Annotated in this window: 18 protein-coding genes; 17 read left to right on the top strand and 1 reads right to left on the bottom strand. The window is 31.7% G+C overall.

From position 1 onward, the window contains the following. Positions 1–44: 44 nt before the first annotated feature. The gene (gene map / locus O1U_RS01905) at positions 45–911 is read right to left on the bottom strand and encodes a type I methionyl aminopeptidase (protein ID WP_016503729.1); all 867 of its coding nucleotides are present in this window, start codon (positions 909–911) and stop codon (positions 45–47) included. Between the two features lie 356 nt (positions 912–1,267). Between map and rpsB the strand changes: the two genes are divergently transcribed. The 17 genes from rpsB to accA all read left to right on the top strand — a co-directional run bounded on the left by rpsB (position 1,268) and on the right by accA (position 20,468). Next, positions 1,268–2,005, top strand: coding sequence for a 30S ribosomal protein S2 (gene rpsB, locus O1U_RS01900; RefSeq protein ID WP_016503728.1), 738 nt, complete (start codon positions 1,268–1,270; stop codon positions 2,003–2,005). A gap of 90 nt (positions 2,006–2,095) precedes the next feature. After that, a complete protein-coding gene (gene tsf / locus O1U_RS01895; protein WP_016503727.1) occupies positions 2,096–2,941 on the top strand; it encodes a translation elongation factor Ts in 846 nt (281 codons plus the stop codon). A 124-nt stretch (positions 2,942–3,065) separates the two neighbouring features. Continuing rightward, positions 3,066–3,794 (top strand): UMP kinase, encoded by a 729-nt coding sequence (gene pyrH / locus O1U_RS01890; RefSeq protein ID WP_016503726.1) that lies wholly within the window; start codon positions 3,066–3,068, stop codon positions 3,792–3,794. Between the two features lie 71 nt (positions 3,795–3,865). Then, positions 3,866–4,423: a ribosome recycling factor gene (gene frr, locus O1U_RS01885; RefSeq protein ID WP_016503725.1), complete on the top strand. Its 558-nt coding sequence runs from the start codon at positions 3,866–3,868 to the stop codon at positions 4,421–4,423. A gap of 85 nt (positions 4,424–4,508) precedes the next feature. After that, positions 4,509–5,264 (top strand): undecaprenyl pyrophosphate synthase, encoded by a 756-nt coding sequence (gene uppS, locus O1U_RS01880; RefSeq protein WP_016503724.1) that lies wholly within the window; start codon positions 4,509–4,511, stop codon positions 5,262–5,264. 14 nt (positions 5,265–5,278) lie between these two features. Beyond that, positions 5,279–6,124 carry a phosphatidate cytidylyltransferase gene (locus O1U_RS01875; protein WP_016503723.1) on the top strand — a complete coding sequence of 282 codons (846 nt, stop codon included), beginning with the start codon at positions 5,279–5,281 and terminating at the stop codon, positions 6,122–6,124. 46 nt (positions 6,125–6,170) lie between these two features. Then, a complete protein-coding gene (ispC, locus tag O1U_RS01870; RefSeq protein WP_016503722.1) occupies positions 6,171–7,379 on the top strand; it encodes a 1-deoxy-D-xylulose-5-phosphate reductoisomerase in 1,209 nt (402 codons plus the stop codon). Continuing rightward, the gene (gene rseP, locus O1U_RS01865) at positions 7,376–8,740 is read left to right on the top strand and encodes a sigma E protease regulator RseP (RefSeq protein WP_016503721.1); all 1,365 of its coding nucleotides are present in this window, start codon (positions 7,376–7,378) and stop codon (positions 8,738–8,740) included. Before ispC ends, rseP begins: the two co-directional genes overlap by 4 nt. A gap of 28 nt (positions 8,741–8,768) precedes the next feature. Then, positions 8,769–11,186 (top strand): outer membrane protein assembly factor BamA, encoded by a 2,418-nt coding sequence (gene bamA / locus O1U_RS01860; protein ID WP_016503720.1) that lies wholly within the window; start codon positions 8,769–8,771, stop codon positions 11,184–11,186. 45 nt (positions 11,187–11,231) lie between these two features. Further along, positions 11,232–11,717, top strand: a complete 486-nt coding sequence (locus O1U_RS01855; protein ID WP_040356500.1) for an OmpH/Skp family outer membrane protein — start codon at positions 11,232–11,234, stop codon at positions 11,715–11,717. 6 nt (positions 11,718–11,723) lie between these two features. Continuing rightward, a complete protein-coding gene (gene lpxD / locus O1U_RS01850) occupies positions 11,724–12,761 on the top strand; it encodes a UDP-3-O-(3-hydroxymyristoyl)glucosamine N-acyltransferase (protein ID WP_016503718.1) in 1,038 nt (345 codons plus the stop codon). A gap of 95 nt (positions 12,762–12,856) precedes the next feature. After that, positions 12,857–13,309 carry a 3-hydroxyacyl-ACP dehydratase FabZ gene (gene fabZ / locus O1U_RS01845; RefSeq protein ID WP_034411223.1) on the top strand — a complete coding sequence of 151 codons (453 nt, stop codon included), beginning with the start codon at positions 12,857–12,859 and terminating at the stop codon, positions 13,307–13,309. A 1-nt stretch (position 13,310) separates the two neighbouring features. Beyond that, the gene (gene lpxA / locus O1U_RS01840) at positions 13,311–14,099 is read left to right on the top strand and encodes an acyl-ACP--UDP-N-acetylglucosamine O-acyltransferase (protein ID WP_016503716.1); all 789 of its coding nucleotides are present in this window, start codon (positions 13,311–13,313) and stop codon (positions 14,097–14,099) included. 60 nt (positions 14,100–14,159) lie between these two features. Then, positions 14,160–15,299, top strand: coding sequence for a lipid-A-disaccharide synthase (lpxB, locus tag O1U_RS01835; protein WP_016503715.1), 1,140 nt, complete (start codon positions 14,160–14,162; stop codon positions 15,297–15,299). Next, a complete protein-coding gene (rnhB, locus tag O1U_RS01830) occupies positions 15,296–15,937 on the top strand; it encodes a ribonuclease HII (RefSeq protein ID WP_051348140.1) in 642 nt (213 codons plus the stop codon). Before lpxB ends, rnhB begins: the two co-directional genes overlap by 4 nt. Before the next feature lie 61 nt (positions 15,938–15,998). Beyond that, a complete protein-coding gene (dnaE, locus tag O1U_RS01825) occupies positions 15,999–19,502 on the top strand; it encodes a DNA polymerase III subunit alpha (RefSeq protein WP_016503713.1) in 3,504 nt (1,167 codons plus the stop codon). 6 nt (positions 19,503–19,508) lie between these two features. After that, positions 19,509–20,468 carry an acetyl-CoA carboxylase carboxyl transferase subunit alpha gene (gene accA / locus O1U_RS01820; RefSeq protein WP_016503712.1) on the top strand — a complete coding sequence of 320 codons (960 nt, stop codon included), beginning with the start codon at positions 19,509–19,511 and terminating at the stop codon, positions 20,466–20,468. The last annotated feature ends 92 nt before the right edge of the window (positions 20,469–20,560 follow it).

The following is a 20,560-nucleotide window of genomic DNA, read 5'->3' as shown; positions in this document are numbered from 1 at the left end:
ATGTTTTTGTTTAAGCAAGTACTTATCTTGGTAAGTTATCTTAACTAAGAAATAGTTTCTTCAGTTCGCAGAGTCAAAATATCATAACCACTAGATGTCACTAATATAGTATGTTCCCATTGTGCAGAATTTTTTCCATCTTCTGTATAAACAGTCCAATTATCATCGGAATCAATAATGCAATTAGACTTGCCAGCATTTATCATTGGTTCAATAGTAAAGCACATTCCTTTTTTTAGGAGATATGAATTATCATTTTTATAGTGCATTATTTGTGGTTCCTCATGGAATTCATTACCAATACCATGGCCACAAAAATCCTTTACAATAGAATATTTAGATCGTGGATTTAGTTTATTATTTTCTTTAATATACTTTTCAATAGCACTACCAATTTCACCAATTTTAACTCCTGGTTTAACCTTTTTAATTCCGATATATAAGGCTTTTTGGGCAACCATACACAATCGTTTATTAGCTTGGGATACTTCTTCTTGACCTACTAAAAACATTTTTGATGTATCACCATAGTAACCTATAGGACGTGTTAAGAGATCTGCATTTTTATCATCTGGAGCAATCACAGTTACATCAATATTAATTATATCTCCATTTTTTAAAACTGCTGGTTTCATTATCCCTTTGCTGTTAAATTTATCTTTATTTGCTGGAATACCATGACAAACAATGTGATTAATCGATGTACAGATTGATTTAGGAAAACCATAGTAATCGAGTGTAGCAGGGTAAGTTCGATTTTTTAAAGCATAATCATGGCAAATCTGATTAAGAGTATTAGTTGTAACACCTTCCTGAATATGAGGTTCTATCATTTCAAGTATTTCAACAGCAACTTTACTTGCTTTTCGTATTTTTTCTATTTCTTCAGCTGTTTTTATCTTTATAGACATAAACTTATCTTTTCTTCTAAGGGTAGTAATTTCTAAAATGATAACAGGAAAAAGTAAGAATGTGTAGATTAGCTATGCATATTTAAAATATAAAAAATCAACTTCTAAAGTTAAAAACTCTTCATTGCTATTAAAATTTTATAGAAATATATTATAAATAGTTATATTATTAGAGAATGATAAAATTAGGTTATTTTGTTGATTTTCCTTATATTTGATATAATATGGGAATTGTTTTCTAAATTCACACATATTTCGACACATGCTTCGGGGTGCCTTTAAGCTTAATATTAGAAAGTAAAAAAGGTCAGGTGCATGGAAATATGGAGGTTTTAACCCCATTGAGGATTTTTATAATGGTACATATATCAATGCGTGACATGCTTAAAGCCGGTGTTCACTTTGGTCATCAAACTCGTTATTGGAACCCAAAAATGGATCCATTTATTTTTGGTTCACGTAATAAAGTTCATATTATCAATTTAGAAAAAACACTTCCAATGTTTAAAACAGCTTTAGCTTCATTATCTAGAATTAGTGATAAGAAAGGCAAAATTCTTTTTGTTGGTACTAAACGTGCCGCTTCTGAAATAGTAAGGGAGACTGCTTCTTTAAGTGAACAATTTTATGTTAATAATCGTTGGTTAGGTGGTATGTTAACTAATTATAAAACTGTTCGTCAATCTATTAAGCGTTTAAAAGACTTAGAATCGCAAGCACAGGACGGTACTTTTAGTAAATTAACTAAGAAAGAAGCATTAATACGAACTCGTGAAATGCAAAAATTAGAAAAATCTCTTGGTGGTATTAAGGATATGGGTGGTTTACCAGATGCTTTATTTATCATTGATGCTACTCATGAACGTATTGCTATTTCAGAGGCAAATAAACTAGGCATCCCAGTATATGCCATTGTTGATACTAATTCTGATCCAGATGGTGTTGATTTTATTATTCCAGGAAACGATGATGCAATTCGGTCAATACGGCTTTACTTAAATGCTGTGACTAAAACTATTATTGATAGTCGACATAATAAAGATGTATTTCCAATTCTTACTTCTGAAGATGAAGATAGTTTTATAGAGGCTTAAATAGTATTTTTTAAAAAAATCAGAAGTTATTTGTTTTGTAGTTCTACCAATTTAGCCTTCTGATTTAAATAAAATTAAGGAAATGATGGAATGGTCCATGTAAATGCTAATTTAGTGATGGAATTACGTAAGCGTACCGGTTCTGGTATGATGGAATGCAAGCAAGCTCTTATTAAAGCGAATGCTAATATAGAAGTAGCAATTGAAAATATGCGTAAGTCTGGTGTATTAACCGCAGAGAAAAAAAGTGCTAGCATTGCAGTAGAGGGACTTGTATTAGTTAAGAAAAGTGATTCTCTTTCAGTGATTCTTGAAGTAAATTGTCAAACTGACTTTGTGGCTAAGGATAAAAAGTTTATAGCTTTTTCAAATAAGGTGCTTGAAGCAGCATTAATTTCTCAACCTTCTATCGAAAAGCTAAAAACTCAGTTTGAAGGAGAGCGTATTAGTTTAGTTGCTCAGTTTGGTGAAAATATTAATATTCGCCGTGTAAAATATGTTAAGGGTAAGGTATTGGCATCTTATTGCCACACTAATAGGATTGGTGTTGTAATTTCTGGGGAAGGAAATTCTGAGATACTTAGGAATATAGCGATGCATATAGCTGCATCTCGACCTGAATTTTTATATCCAACAGATGTACCTGTTAGCTTATTTGAGAAGGAAAAAGCCATTCAATTTGAAATTGCAATGAATGAAAATAAATCATCTGAAATTGTAGAAAGGATTGTATTAGGTCGTATGAAAAAGTTTGTGAATGAAATCTCTCTAACTTCGCAAAATTTTGTTATGGAACCGAAAAAAACAGTAGGTGAAATTCTTAAAGAAAATCTTACTTCAGTTTCTAAATTCATACGTTTGGAACTAGCTGAAGGTATAGAAAAAACTCAAAAGATAAGCTTTGCTGAGGAAGTAGCACAAGTTCAGAGAAATTAGTATTAATTTTTATTTTTGTGACTAGCTTATTTTAGACCGTAGCTAAGGCCACGGTCTTTTTTTTCCTAGTTTGATTTAGAGTTAGTACAATTTATTCTGATTTTAATTAATCTGGGTGATTTCCATGATAATGAACCTAAAACCAATTTACCATCGTATCTTATTAAAATTGAGTGGAGAGGCCTTACAGGGAAAAGAGAAATATGGTATTGATCCTGTTATTCTTCATCGTATAGCTAAAGAATTAAAAGAGATAGTTAAACTTGGAGTTCAAATTGGTATTGTTGTAGGTGGTGGTAATTTATTTCGTGGTGCAGCTCTTGAAAAAGCAGGTATGAACCGAATTATGGCTGATCATATGGGTATGGTAGCTACCGTCATGAATGGTTTAGCGCTATATGATACTTTTCAACGTCTTTCTATAAAAACTCGATTAGTATCTGCTATATCTTTAAATAGTATATGTGATAATTATAATTTTATTGATGTTATTAACCAGTTAGATCAAGGATATGTATTGATTTTTACTGCTGGTACTGGTAATCCATTTTTTACTACTGATTCTGCAGCCTGTCTTCGAGGAATTGAAATTGAAGCTGATATAGTTCTAAAAGCAACGAAGGTTGATGGTATATTTTCTGAAGATCCTATAAGTAATCCAGGAGCAAAGTTATATAAACAATTATCTTATAATGATGTGATAAAAAAAGAATTACAAATAATGGATCTATCAGCTTTTATATTAGCTCGGGATCATAAAATGCCAATTTATGTTTTTAACATGAACAAGCCAGGAATGTTATACAAAGTTGTTATGGGTAAAGCAAAAGGGACTTTAATTTGTAATGAATAAAATTGAAGAATGCATATGTTTATACCATTTTTATATTTGTTACACATTTCCTATAATATTAAGGTAATACTATGATTTTTAATATTAAAAATAATGCAAAAGAGCGTATGAATAAAAGTATTGAAGTACTGAAAAATAACCTTACTAAGATCCGTACTGGACGTGTACAGCCTAGCATTTTATTTGGTATTTCTGTCGAATATTATGGTAGTGTTACTCCTTTAAATCAAATTGCTAATATTATTGCTGAAGATGCTTGTACTCTTGCAATTACAGTTTTTAATAAGGGACTAGTATCCAAAGTAGAAAAGGCAATTCTTCAGTCTGATTTAGGTTTAAATCCAATGTCTTCTGGTACAGTTATTCGTGTTCCAATTCCTACATTAACAAAGGAGCGGCGAAAAAATTTAGTAAAAATTGTTCGCGTTGAAATCGAAAGCGGACGTGTTGCTATTCGTAATATTCGTCGTGATGCGAATAGTGAACTGAAGATATTACTGCAAGATAAAAAAATTTCAAAAGATGAAGAAAGAAGAGGGCAAGATGAAATCCAAAACATAACAAATAAATCAATAAAGGAAATTGAACTTATTTTAGTTAAAAAAGAAACAGAGCTAACAGAATTTTAAGTGTTATATTTGAAAGTAATTGTGAGGATATAGTGTTTTATACTGTTTTTTAATTTTTACTTTAGACTATTTTATAGATTCCTTTATGAAACAGTTTCAATTTTCTAAAGATAACCTTCCTAAACATGTTGCAATTATTATGGATGGTAATGGTCGTTGGGCTGAGTCACAGGGGAAACCTCGGGTATTCGGTCATAAAAATGGTTTAATCGCAATTAGAAAAACTATTTCTGCTGCAGCTAAGTTAGATATAGGGGTGGTTACATTATTTGCTTTCAGCCGCGAAAATTGGCATAGACCTAAGGAAGAGGTAGAAGTATTGATGGAACTGTTAATTACATTATTGTCTGCAGAAGTTAATGATATGCATAAGCATAATCTTTGTCTAAGAATTGTTGGTGATAAAAGTCGGTTTAATAAAAAAATGCAGAAGAAAATTATTCAAGCTGAACGAATGACAGCTATGAATACAGGAATGATTATAAATATTGCAGTAAACTATGGTGGTAAATGGGACCTTGTTGAAACGATGAAAAGGATTGCCATCAAGGTAAATTCCGGAGAAATACACCCTTCGGATATCAGTGAAAATATGATTTCTAATTATCTGATAACATCACGCATACCTGAAATTGACTTATTAATTAGAACTAGCGGAGAATGTAGGGTTAGCAATTTTATGCTTTGGCAGTTAGCATATGCAGAAATGTATTTCACACCAGTTTATTGGCCAGAGTTTGAAGAAAAAAATTTAATTGATGCAGTAACTTGGTTTATTGGACGTGAAAGAAGGTTTGGTTGCACTAGTAAGCAAGTTCAAGCGTTTATAGAAAGTGAATAAAGGGTACTTACTTAATGAAACAAAGGATTTTTACTGCATTGTGTTTGCTTCCTTTAGTTGTAATAGCAATCTTTAAACTTCCTTGGTTTATGTTTGTGATGTTCTTATCTGCTATTATAATGTTTGCTTTTTTTGAATGGCATCGGTTTCTTAGAAGGAAATTTAATCCTCTTCAGTTGATCATACTAGCATTAATATTTAGTGGTTGCAATATAACTGGTATTTTTTTAAATAATATCTTTTTAAATAAGCAGATTAGTATTCACTATGTGATCTTAGCTATTGGAGTAATTTGGTGGCTAATTGCTAGCGCTTTAGTTATTACTTATCCTAATTCAAGTAAATTTTTGTGCTTTTCAAGTGCATTGCATCATGTATTTGGAATATGTACTTTGCTCCCTTTTTTTTGGAGTGTTTTATTATTAAGAGCAGTAGAATCTAATACATACTCTAGCTATGGGGCTAGGTTAGTGTTATTTGTTTTTCTAATTGTTTGGTCAGTTGATATAGGAGCTTATTTTTTTGGGAAAATCATAGGGAAAAGCAAGATGGCTCCATTAGTTAGTCCTAACAAAACAATTGAAGGGTTAATTGGTGGTGTTGTCACTTCACTGATGGTATCTTACTTTTTTTCTCAATTTTTTTGTATTAAATTTTCAAGTTCTATTTCTATGGCGGTAATTATATTTTTTACTATAGTAGTTTCAGTTATGGGAGATCTTGTAGAAAGCATGTTTAAGCGGGTATCAGGTATCAAGGATAGTGGCAGTATTATCCCAGGTCATGGTGGTATTTTAGATCGTATTGATAGTTTAGCTGCTGCTTTTCCAGTGTTTGCTTTTCTTTATCTTATATTTTAAGGATTATATAACTTATTATATCTAATGCTAATCAAAGGTTTTTTTTATGCATAAAGTAACAATTCTTGGTGCAACAGGTTCAATAGGGTTTAGTACTTTAAAAATAATTGAACAATATTCACATCATTTTTCTATTTTCGCTTTAATAGCAGATAAAAACATTTGCAGAATGTCAACGTTTTGTATGAAATGGAAACCTAAGTATGTTGTTATGGGAACTGCTGCTGCTGCTTGGTCACTTAAAGAGATGTTAATTTCTCTTTCACCTAATACTAAAGTTTTATCTGGTCAGGAAGCAATGTGCAGTGTTGTATCAGAGGATGAAGTAGATATTGTAATGGCGGCTATTTCTGGTTCTGCTGGTTTAATTCCTACTATGGCAGCTTTAAAAGCAGGGAAAAAAGTATTGCTTGCAAATAAGGAAGCTTTGGTAATGTCAGGACAATTATTTATGGATTCTGTTGCGCAATATGGTGGTGAGCTTTTGCCTATTGACAGCGAACATAGTGCCATTTTTCAATGCTTACCAACTGGTATTCAAAATAATTTAGGTCATTGTGATTTAGATGCTTATGGTATTCAAAAAATTTTTTTAACTGGTTCAGGTGGTCCTTTTCGTTGCAATGATATAACAACTTTAAAAGAAGTAACGCCAAGGGAAGCAATCATACATCCTAATTGGTCTATGGGTAAAAAAATTTCAGTAGATTCTGCTACTATGATGAATAAAGGTTTAGAATTTATCGAAGCTAAATGGCTGTTTAATGCTTCTGAATCTCAATTAAAAGTTCTTATTCATCCGCAGTCTGTTATTCACTCTATGGTACAGTATCGAGATTCTTCTGTATTAGCTCAAATGAGTAGACCTGATATGGCAACTGCAATTGGATTTGCTCTGTTTTACCCAGAGCGATTTAATACAGGTGTAAAACCTCTTGATTTTACTCAAATAGGAGAATTAACTTTTCTTGAACCAGATTATAGGCGTTATCCATGCTTACAGCTTGCTATTGATGCATGCTCTGAAGGTCAGCATCTAACTACTATTCTAAATGCTGCAAATGAAATTGCTGTAGATGCATTTTTAAATAATCAGTTACGATTTACTGATATTGCATTAGTTAATGAATTGGTTATGTCCAAAATGTGTTCCATCAATACTCAATTATCCTGCTATAACTTGGAAACATTGTTAGAGCTAGATAGAATGTCTTCCTGTATAGCACATGAAATTGTACGTGAGCACTCTTTATGATAGTTATATTATGGAATTTTATATCTTTTATCATTGCATTAGGTATTTTGATCTTTGTTCATGAATTGGGTCATTTTTTAGTTGCGCGTTTTTTTGGTGTTAAAGTTGAGAAATTTTCTATAGGTTTGGGTAAATCTATTTGGAAAAAAGTAGATAAGCATGGTACTGAATATTGTTTTTCAATGATCCCCATTGGGGGATATATCCAAATGCTCGATACTAGAGTTAATAAATTAGGAAAAGAGGAACAGTGTTTTGCTTTTGATAAACAGAAGATATGGAAACGTATTGCCATAGTGATCGCAGGACCAATATCAAATTTTCTTTTTGCAATATTTATTTATTTTTTTGTATTTTTAATCGGAATTTCTGCTATTAAGCCTATTATTGGTAATGTTAAACCTAATTCAATTGCTGATTATGGTGGATTAAAAGTTGGGATGGAATTAACTTCTATTTCAAATATTCAGACCCCTGATTGGAATGCAGTGAATATAGCTCTTATGTCTAATATTGGTAATAAGCATCTTACCTTGACAGTGAAATCTGAAAGCAATAAATACTTTTTTCATGATGAAATGAAAGTATTAGATTTAGCTTTATGGAATTTTAAACCAAATGAAGAGACCGTTCTTGAATCTCTTGGAGTAGTACCTTATTTTCCAGATATTTTATTAACTTTATCTCATGTACTGGAAGGAACCGCGGCAGATAGAGCTGGTTTTCAATCGGGAGATTCAATAGTTTCAGTGAATGGAATACTAATTAAAAAATGGGATCAAGTGGTTAATTTGATACGCTCAAATCCAAATCGGTTTTTAATGTTTGTTATTGACAGAAATGGAGAAAAATTGGAGTTGCCTTTAATACCTGACAGTAAAAAAAACCGATTTGGAGAGATAGTAGGTGTTGCTGGCTTAGTGCCTGAAACTGATAAGTGGCCTGAAAATTATCAATTTAAGTTGCAATACAGTATATTTGAATCTATAGGTAAAGCTATAGAAAAAACAAAAAACCTTATTAAGTTGACAGTTAGTCTCCTAATAAAACTATTAGTTCAAGATTTAGGTTTAGATCAACTTAGTGGTCCGATAACAATTGCTAAAAGTGCAGGGACCACAGCTAGCTATGGTTTTGTATATTTTCTCAGCTTTTTAGGTTTAATCAGTATTAATCTTGGTGTTATAAATTTAGTTCCACTTCCTATGCTAGATGGTGGGCATTTATTTTTTCTTATTATAGAAGCAATTATTCGTCGACCAATCTCTAAAAAAGTGCAAGAAATAGGATATATCATAGGGGGGGTAATTATCTTCTTCCTAATGAGTATAGCACTTTTAAATGATTTTTCTCGTTTATAAAAGGAATAACTGCGTTAGATATAATATAATGAAAAATATCCTGTTTGCAAGTTTGCTTATAATCAGTCTATTAGCGTATAGTACTGAGAGTGATTCTTTTCCTTTCATCGTTCAAGATATAAAAGTAGAGGGATTACAACGTATTGAACTTGATTTGGCTTTGCTAAAGATACCAATTAAAATTGGTGACCTTGTTTATCAAAAAGATGTAACTAATATTATTAAATCTCTTTATGAATTAAGTGTCTTTGAAAATATAAAAGTATTACGTGATGATAATATATTGATTATTCAGCTTAAAGAACGACCAATCATAGCCAGTATTTCATTTTCTGGTAATAAGCTGATTCAAACGGATAAATTGCAACAAAATTTAGATATTTTAGGTATTACTATTGGTAATTCTTTAGACAAGGCTGCCCTTTTTAAGATTGAGAGAAAGCTTGAAGAATTTTATTCTAGCGTAGGGAGATATAATACGACAGTTAAAGCTATTATAAATATTTTGCCTCATAATCGCGTTGATTTAACATTTTCATTTACTGAAAGTGTTCCTGCTAAAATTTATCAAATTAATTTTATTGGTAATGAAGTTTTTACTGAACAAGAATTGCTTAGTCAATTTAAATTAAATGTTAACTTACTTTGGTGGAATATTTTAGGAAATAACAAATATCAAGAGCAAATTTTAGCACGTGATATTGAAGCTTTAAAAGCTTTTTACTCTAATCAGGGTTATATAAAGTTTAAAATAAATTCAACTCAAGTAAGTCTTTCTCCTGATAAAAAAGGTGTTTATATTACTTTATGGATTGATGAAGGGTTACCATATACAGTCAAAGAAGTTCGTTTTCAAAATAATTTTATTGAGGTAGATGATAAATTTAAAGATGCTATACCATTCAAATATGGTGAAATATATAATTCATCCCTTTTAAGACATTTTGAAGAAAAAATTGAGCTTATTCTTGATGAAAGGGGTTATCTCCATTCTAAAGTTCAGACCTCTATAAAGTTTGATGATCAAAATCAAGAGGTTTCTTTGATTGTTAATATTCAAGATAGAAATCGTGTATATGTGAATAATATTCATTTTTTTGGTAACTATGCAACTAAAGATAGCGTATTGCGTCGTGAAATGCGACAAATGGAGGGAAGTTTACTAAATCTTGCATTAGTTGATATGGGCAAAATGCGTCTTTATCGTCTTGGATTCTTTGAAACAGTAGATGTTCAGATTGTTCCTGTTCTAGGAACTGAAGATAAAGTAAATGTGATATATAAAGTTAAAGAGCTCCGTTCTGGTAATCTAAATTTAGGGATTGGTTACGGTAGTGAGTCTGGTATAAATTTTCATTCTGGATTAAAACAAGAGAATTTTTTCGGTTCTGGTAATCATTTAGCTATTAATGTAAAGATAAACCGTTATCAGAAGAATATTGCTTTAGATTATAGAGAACCATACTTTAATTTAGATGGTATTAGTTTTGGGGGGAAAATTTTTTACGATGAGTTTGAAGCCTTAGCAGCAGGAATTGTCGATTATACTAGCCAAAGTTATGGTGCTGAACTTAACTGGGGTTTCCCATTTGACGAGCTTAATTTTTTCGAAGTTAGTATTGGTTATACTCGTAGTAACATTGGTAATTTATCTCCTTATCTCCAAGTAGAACAATTTTTAATTTCACAATCTAATAATATTTCTAGTAATGGTTTGCTTAAAATCAATGATATTGCCATGAATATAGCATGGACACGAAATAACTTAAACCGTACTTATTTTCCAACTGAGGGTAATTATCAACATGCATTTTATAAGATGACTTTGCCTAATTCTAATGTTCGTTTTTTTAAAATGCAGTACGATTTAAGACAGTATTTTCCATTAACTAAAAATCATAAATTTGTATTGTTAATGCGTGCTCAAATTGGTTATGGTAATGGTTATGGTAAAAGGAACAATAAGGATCATCTTTTACCGTTTTACGAAAATTATCATATAGGAGGATTTAGCACTTTACGTGGGTTTGCTCAAAACTCTGCGGGTCCAAAAGCTGTGTATCATGATTTTTCAGATTCAAATAATGGATTTTACACTGCAACTCGTCGTCCAGTTGGTGGTAATGCTATCATATTAGGGGGAATGGAATTGATTGTTCCAACTCCATCTTCATCAAATACATTGGCTGATCGGGTACGCACTAGTTTATTTATTGATATAGCAAGTGTTTGGGATACTGAGTTTAATTACATTTCTAATATCCATGCTGGAAAAGAGTACTATTACGATTACTCAAATCCATTAAATTATCGTGCTTCATATGGTCTCACAGTTCAATGGCATTCTCCATTAGGACCTTTAGTATTTTCATTTGCTAAACCAATTAAAATTTATCAGGGTGATGATAGAAAATTTTTTACTTTTGATATTGCTAGAACTTTTTAATAACTGAAAGGAATATACCTTGAATAAAATAATAATTTTTTTTCTATTGGTCTCATTTGTTTAAAGTCTTCGTTTTTGTCTAGTGCAGATGAAGTTATTCAAAAAATAGGTTATGTTGATACTACTCAGGTTTTTCAAACATTACCACAACTTGAACTTGTTCTAAGGCAAATGAAGGAGGAGTTTAAAGATAAGGCAGATGAGTTAAAAATCATTCAATCTGATGCTCGGATTAAAATTGATAAATTAAACCGTGATTCTAATTTAATGAGTTTAGATGAGATAGAAAAACTTCGCATAGAGATTAGTCAATTGGAAAGTACGTACAAGATTAAATTTCAAGCATTGGAAAAAGCTTCTAGCCTTCGTGAAGCTGAAGAGAAACAGAAGCTTTTTAAAGTAATTCAAGATGCTGTAAAAGAAGTAGCAGAAAAAGGGAATTATGACATGATTCTTGATATAAAAGCATTTATCTATGCTAAGCCTAATTTCAATATTTCTCAAGAAGTAATAGAAGCACTAAAAAAATAAATACCTATGATAAAATTAACTTTAGCTGAATTAGCTTCTATAACTGGTGGGAAGTTATATGGAAATGCTAATGCAATTGTTACATCAGTAGCTCCAATAGATAAGGCAACAAAGGGATGTATTACTTTTTTATCAAATCTTAAATATAAGAAATACTTAGTAAATTGTAATGCAACAGCCATAATATTTGACAAGAAGATTGGGTATGAACAGTTCCAGGGAAGTGTATTGCTTGTAGATGATTCTTATGTAGCATTTGCAAAAGTAGCTCAAGTTTTTGATATTACACCAAAACCATCAGAGAATATTTCTACTTTTGCTGTTGTACATGAAAATGTACTCTTTGGGAAGAGTGTCTCTATTGGAGCTCATTCAATAATTGAGTCAGGTGTTAAATTAGGAGATAACACTATCATTGGTCCAGGTTGCTTTATTGGTAGGAATGTTATTCTCGGTAAGAATACTACAGTGTGGGCTAACGTTACTATTTATCATGAAGTAATTATTGGTAATCAGTGTTTAATTCAATCTGGAGCAGTGATTGGTTCCGATGGATTTGGTTATGCTAATGAGAAAGGTGAGTGGATTAAGATCCCTCAGGTAGGTACAGTTCGCATTGGAAATCGAGTTGAAATTGGTGCATGTACGACCATTGACCGTGGTGCATTAGAAGATACTATAATTGAAGATAATGTTATTTTAGATAATCAGTTACAGATTGCTCATAATGTGCAAATTGGATATGGTACAGCTATAGCTGGTGGTACAATTATTGCTGGTAGTACTAGGATAGGAAAGTATTGTACTATTGGAGGTGGGAGTGTAATTAATGGGCATATTGAAATTACTAATGGTGTAACAATTACAGGTATGTCGATGGTAGTACGAGGAATTTCTAAAAAAGGAGTCTACTCATCAGGTATTCCATTGCAACTTAATAAGGACTGGCGTAAAACTGCAACTCGAGTTCACCGTATTGATGAGATGAATAAACGTTTAAAAGCGCTGGAAAGGTTATTTAAAGAAAGTAAAACGGAATCTTAATTATCTTGCTTTTCTTATATAAAAGCTTATCAAATAATGTACGCCCTATCGCTTGTAGTGGATAATATTAAATAGATTTTTATAGGAATGTTACTTTGATTACTGAAAAGAAGACGCTGGATATTATGGAAATTAAGGAACTTCTTCCCCACCGTTATCCGTTTTTATTGATTGATCGTGTTATAGATTTTCAAGAAAAAAAATATTTGACTGCTATCAAAAATGTGTCAGTAAATGAATCTCAATTTGTTGGTCATTTCCCAAAGCTACCTATTTTACCTGGTGTATTAATTCTTGAAGCAATGGCTCAAGCAACTGGGTTATTAGGTTTTAAGTCGTTTGGTATACCAGCAGATAACGAGTTATATTATTTTGCTAGCGTTGATAAAGCTAAATTTCGTAAACCTGTAATACCAGGTGATCAATTAATAATTAAGGTTAGGTTTTTAAAAGGACGTCGTGGGATTGCTGCATTTAATTGTGTAGCAAAAGTTGATGGTGATGTTGTTTGTTCTGCTGAATTGAAGTGTGCTCGTCGAGAGTTTTAATATGATTCATGAAACGGCTCAAATCCACCCAAGTGCGGTGGTAGAGGACGGTGTAGTGATTGGAGCTAATGTGGTGGTTGGTCCTTTTACTTACATTGCTTCTAATGCCAAAATTGGTCAGGGTACCGAGATTATGTCTCATGTAGTTATTAAAGGACCAACAATTATTGGTAAAGATAATCATATTTTTCCGTTTGCAATTATTGGTGAAGATTGTCAAGACAAAAAATATCAAGGAGAGAATACTCGGTTAGTTGTTGGCGATAGAAATGTCATTCGAGAAAGTGTGCAAATGCATCGAGGTACAACACAAGATAAAGGGATGACTTTGGTCGGTAACGATAATTTGTTTTGTGTTAATGTTCATATCGCTCATGATTGTATTATAGGAGATAATATTATTATTGGAAATAATGCTACTTTAGCAGGTCATGTAAAAATTGAAGATTATGCCGTTCTTTCAGCTTTATCTCCTGTGCATCAGTTTTGTACTATTGGGGCACATAGTTTTATCGGTGGTGCCTCTGTTGTAGTTCAGGATGTACCTCCGTATATTATGGCTCAAGGGAATCATTGTAAACCTTTTGGTATCAATATAGAGGGACTAAAGCGTCGTGGTTTTAAAAAGCTTGAAATTCGTGCAATTCGTATTGCATATAAAGAAATTTATCGTAGTGGTAAAACGATATCAGAAGTAAAACCTATTTTAGAAAATATGGCAAAGGAATATCCATCAATTGCTTTATTTACTAGATTAATTGAAAGTTCTACTCGCGGTATTATTCGCTGACAGAAAAAAGTTTTGTTTCATTTTTTGTTATTTTTGAACTAAAAAAATTGGATTTTTTAAATGAAAAGATGCTTAACCGTTGGTATTGTAGCTGGTGAATTATCTGGTGACAATCTAGGTGAAGGTTTAATCAAAGAAATTAAAATTCAATATTCTAATTCAAAATTTGTTGGTATTGGTGGTCCTAAAATGAAAAACCAAGGATTACAATCTCTATATAATATTGAAGAACTTTCAACCATGGGATTATTTGAGATATTTTTAAGGCTACCTAGATTACTCAAAATTAAAACTGCATTAGTGCAATATTTTACAAAAAATCAACCAGATATCTTTATTGGTATTGATTCGCCAGATTTTAATTTGCGGTTAGAATCTTCTTTAAAACAAATTGGTATTAAAACTATTCATTATGTAAGTCCTTCAGTTTGGGCATGGAGACCAAAACGTATTTTAAAAATTGCTTCAGCAACAGATTTAGTATTAGTATTATTCCCATTTGAAAAAGAGTTTTATGATAAGTATCAAATTTCATGTAAGTTTATTGGTCATGCGCTTGCCGATATAATCCCTATGCACTCAAAACAACGAAAAGCTCAGAAAAAATTACAATTAGATCATAATAAACAATGGCTAGCAGTCATGCCAGGTAGTCGATTACAAGAGGTTCGGTTAATATCTAAACCATTTATTGAAACTTGTATTATGGTAAGAAAGAAGCATCCAAATATTGGATTTTTAGTGGCTGCTGCAAATGAAAAGCTAGAACAAGAATTTAAGATGATTTGGAATTTTCTTGCACCTGATTTAGAATTTATAATAGTAAGAGATGAAGTTCACAATGTGATCATTGCTTCAGATTCAGTATTACTAGCTTCTGGTACAGTTTCACTAGAGTGTATGTTGTTCAAACGTCCAATGGTTGTTGGCTATAAAGTGAATCTATTAACAGCATGGTTACTTAAAAGATTAGTTAGGATAAAATTTTGCTCATTGCCAAATATTTTAGCTGGAGAAGAATTAGTTAAAGAATTTGTTTTAAATGAGTGTACTTCAGAATTTCTTTTTCCTGCAGTAGATAATATGCTTAGAACTGATCATACAACTTTAATAGAACGTTTTAATCAACTACATCAATCGATTAGAAAGAATGCTGATAAAGAAGCTGCTAAAGCTGTTCTCAAATTAATTAGTAAGTGAAATTTTATCATCATGTTTGTAAAAAAACAACCAAGATTCCCTTTTTTAATTATCCTGAAGGTTATAAGTATATAGCTGGTGTGGATGAGGTAGGTCGTGGTCCATTAGTTGGTAGCGTTGTAGCCGTCGCTGTTATTCTTGATCCAAATAATTTAATTGAAGGTCTAAATGATTCAAAAAAAATGTCTGAAAAAAAACGATTAATGATTTTCCCCAAGATTCAAGAAAAAGCATTGGCATGGTCAATTGGTCATAGTTCAGCACAAGAAATTGATCAATTAAATATTTTGCAAGCAACAATGCTTGCAATGCAAAGAGCAATTTCAAACCTTAAAATCAAACCAGATCTCGCGTTAATTGATGGTAATCAAGTACCAAAATTACCGATGGATTCTATTGCAGTAATCAAAGGTGATGCACAAGTATCAGAGATTTCTGCTGCATCAATTTTAGCTAAAGTGATTCGTGACCGCGAAATGAAGGTGCTTGATCAAAAGTATCCTCAATTTGGTTTTATTAAACATAAAGGTTACCCAACTAAATTTCATTTATCTGCTCTCAAAGAGTATGGCATAATTGAAGAACATAGAAAAAGCTTCAAACCAATACAACGAATACTAAATTATAAAGTAAAATGAAAAACTTCAATATGTTCAAGACTATTGTTTTGTAATATTTTATTATCTTTAGGAATAATTAATGTTAGATCCAAAATTCATCCATCTTCGAATCCATAGTGATTTTTCAATGGTTGATGGTTTATCTAAAATTCCCTCCTTAGTTAAAAGAGTTTCCCAATTTGGTATGCCTGCCATGGCGTTAACTGATTTTACTAATCTATGTGGTTTAGTAAAATTTTATCTTTCTGCTCAAAGTTATGGTATCAAACCTATTATAGGAGCAGATTTTTTAGTCCGATCTATTGAATTTATTAATGAGTTTACTAACTTAACAATTTTAGCAGCTAATAATGAGGGGTATAAAAATCTTACTTTATTAATTTCAAAAGCATATTTAAGAGGTTATATTCAAAATAAACCTGCTATAGATAAAAGATGGTTAGTTGAACATTCTAAAGGATTAATTCTTTTATCTGGAGGTAAAAGTGGTGACCTTGGTAAGGCTTTCTTAAAAAAAAAATATCGTTTAGTTGAACAATGTATCAACTTTTATCTGAAATATTTTCCAGATCACTTTTATTTAGAATTAATTCGAACTGATCGAGAAAATGAAGAAAATTACCTATATTTTGCATTAGAATTAGCTGAGAAATTTAATTTACCAGTTGTTGCAACTAATGAAGTAGTTTTTCTGGATCAGGCTTTTTTTGATGCTCATGAAATTCGCGTCGCGATTCATAACGGTTTTACATTAAATGACCACCGCCGTACAAAGAATTATAGTCCAAAACAATATCTTCGTACACAAAAAGAAATGTGTGAACTTTTTTCTGACATTCCTGAAGCACTACAAAATAGTGTTGAGATTGCGAAACGATGCAATGTAACTATTCAACTAGGAGAATATTTTCTTCCAAACTTTCCTACAGAAGGAATGGAGATTAAGACTTTTTTGGTTAAGCGATCAGAAGAAGGATTGGAAGAACGGTTAAGATATCTTTTTTCTAGTGAACAAGAGTATCAAAAGCATAAGAAAAAATATAAAGAACGTTTATATACTGAACTAGAAGTTATTAATAAAATGGGCTTTCCAGGATATTTTTTGATTGTTATGGAATTTATTCAATGGTCAAAAGATAATTCTATTCCAGTCGGGCCAGGACGTGGTTCAGGTGCTGGTTCTTTAGTAGCTTATTCACTAAAAATAACAGATTTAGATCCAATAGAATATGGTTTGTTATTTGAACGTTTTTTAAATCCAGAACGTGTATCGATGCCTGATTTTGATATAGATTTTTGTATGGAAAAACGTGATCAAGTCATTGATCATGTTGCGGATATGTATGGTCGCGATGCAGTATCGCAAATTATTACTTTTGGTACGATGACTGCAAAAGCAGTAATTAGAGATGTTGGTCGTGTATTAGGTTATCCGTTTAGTTTTGTAAATCGGATTTCTAAGTTAGTTCCTATTGATGTTGGAATGACTTTAGCTAAAGCACTAGATGGTGAATCTGAGTTATCTGAATTATATAATCATGATGAAGAAATTAAAGAACTAATTGATAAATGTCAAATTCTTGAAGGTTGTATTCGTAATGTAGGTAAACATGCTGGTGGTGTGGTAATTGCACCTACTAGAATTACTGATTTTTCTCCTATCCACTGTGATTCAGAAGGTAATTTCCCTATTACTCAATTTGATAAAAATGATATTGAAATGGTGGGTTTAGTCAAGTTTGATTTTTTGGGGTTACGTACCTTAACTATAATTGATGAAGTTCTTTCTTTAGTTAACCTTCGTTTAGAAAAAGAAAGTAAAGAGTCTATTAGACTTGATTCTATTCCACTTAATGATCAAGCATCCTTCAAAGCATTGCAGAATGCTGAAACAACTGGAATATTTCAACTTGAATCCTCTGGTATAAAAGATCTGATAAAACGACTTAAACCTGATTGTTTTGAAGATATTATTGCCTTAGTAGCATTATTTCGTCCTGGACCTTTAAAATCAGGAATGGTTGATAATTTTATTGATCGTAAACATGGACGTGAAAAAATATCTTATCCCGATGAAACTTGGCAACATGAATCATTAAAAGAGATACTTATCTCAACTTATGGAATTATTTTGTATCAAGAGCAAGTAATGCAAATTGCTCAAGTTCTTGCTGGTTATACGCTTGGTAGTGCAGATGTACTTCGTCGTGCTATGAGTAAAAAACAACCAGAAGAAATGGATAGACAACGTTCTATTTTTAAGGATGGTTCAGAAAAAAATGGTATAGATTCTACATTATCTATGAAAATATTTGATTTAGTAGAAAAATTTTCAAGTTATGGTTTTAATAAATCTCATTCTACTGCATATGCATTAATTTCCTATCAAACATTATGGTTAAAAACACACTATCCAGCTGAGTTTATGGCAGCCGTAATGACAGCTGATATGGATAATACTGAGAAGATTGTTGCTTTAGTTGATGAATGTCTTCGTATGAATATTAAACTACTTCCTCCTGATATCAATCTAGGGTTTTATCAATTTCATGTCAATGATGCTGGAGTAATTATTTATGGTATTGGTGCAATAAAAGGTGTTGGTGAAGGAGCTATTAATTCTGTAATTGACGCTCGTACTAAAGGTGGTTATTTTAACGACTTATTTGATTTTTGTGCTAGAATTGACTCTAGAAAGATTAATAAAAGTGTAATTGAGAAACTGATTTATTCTGGTGCCTTAGATCAATTAGGTCCACATCGTGCTGCTTTAATGGCATCATTAAATGATGCCATTAAAGCAGCTAGCCAACATAATCAAGATAAATCATCTGGTCAGACCGATATGTTTGGTGTGTTGAGAAACTCAACAAAGAGCAGATATTTTAAAGTATCTCCTTGGGAAGAGAAAGTTTGGTTAGAAGGTGAACGAAGTACACTTGGTCTTTATCTAACTGGTCACCCAATTAATAAGTATCTTAGTGAAATTAGTCATTATGTTAATTGTCAAATAAAAGATATAAAACTTACTAAACAGCAACGCATTATTATCTGTGGTTTAGTGATTGCGATTAGAATCACTACAACTAAATATGGAAAGAAAATGGCTTTAATGACACTGGATGACCGGTCTAGCTGTATTGAGGTTGTAGTTTTTTCTAAGCTTTTCAGCAGATATGTAGAAAAATTTAAAAAAGATCAGATCTTAGTAATTTCTGGACACGTTGACTTTGATAATTTTAAAGGTACTCTTAAAATATTAGCGAATGAAGTAATGGATTTGTTAACTGCTCGTAAAAAATATGTTAGTAATGTATCTGTTACGATTACAGAATCACAAATAGATTCAAATTTTCTAGATGCTTTTAGACAGATATTATTAAATCATCTATCAGATTGTATTCCTATTAATGTATACTATCAACGTTCAGATGCTAAGGCTTGTGTAATACTTGGAAACAAGTGGAAAGTAATACCAAGTGATAAATTGTTGGATGAATTAGAAAAATTATGTGGTAAAAAACAAGTAGAACTCGAATTTAAATTTCCTATTAAACTAGAAAGTAACATAAAGAGTCTATAGAAGAAGATGACTTTAAATTTCTTAGAATTTGAAAAACCAATTGAAGAACTTGAAGTAAAAATTGAGGAATTGCGCAATTTATCTCGCCATGACAGTGATTTTATAGTTGATTTAGATAAAGAAATTGAACTTCTTGAAAAGAAAAGTCATGATTTAACAAAGAAAATATTTAGTGATCTTAGTGCCTGGGAAACTGCACAGTTAGCACGTCATCCTCTAAGGCCATATACCTTAGATTATATTAAAAATATATTTACTGAGTTTGATGAATTATCTGGTGATCGTTTGTTTTCAGACGATAAAGCTATTATTGGAGGGATTGCTCGTTTAGAAGGTACACCAGTAATGATTATAGGTCATCAAAAGGGACGTGAAACAAAGGAAAAAGTGAAACGTAATTTTGGTATGCCTAAACCAGAAGGTTACCGTAAGGCTTTACGGCTAATAGAAATGGCAGGACGTTTTAATATGCCAATTTTAACTTTTATTGATACAGCAGGTGCTTATCCTGGAGTTGGTGCAGAAGAACGTGGTCAATCAGGAGCAATTGCTACCAATTTAAAAGTAATGTCTGCCATTCGAGTTCCAGTAATTTGTAATGTTATAGGTGAGGGGGGCTCTGGTGGAGCATTAGCTATTGGTGTAGGTGATTATATAAATATGCTTCAATACTCAACATATTCAGTTATTTCACCAGAAGGTTGTGCTTCTATTTTATGGAGAAATGCTAACAAAGCCCCTCAGGCAGCTGAAGCTATGTGCCTGATTGCTTCTCGTTTAAAAGAACTAAATCTAATTGATAATATTATTAAAGAACCTCTAGGAGGAGCTCACCGGGATCATTTAAAAGCTGCAATTAATATAAAAATAGTTTTAGTAAATCAGCTAGAAAGGTTGAAACATTGGGATAAGAACTTTCTTATAGAGCGTCGTTATCAACGTTTAATGGACTATGGTTATTGTTAAGTACACATACGTTATCTGTTTTTTTAGATAAGGAAGGTTATAAGGTTTTTAAATTTTTTAATAGTTAGTTTTTTTGAGGTATTCTAAAGGAT

This window comes from Candidatus Photodesmus katoptron Akat1, assembly GCF_000478685.1.
Lineage (GTDB): Bacteria > Pseudomonadota > Gammaproteobacteria > Enterobacterales > Vibrionaceae > Vibrio > Vibrio anomalopis.
Note: the sequence above shows the minus strand (reverse complement) of the source record. Positions and strands in the feature narration are given on the sequence as shown.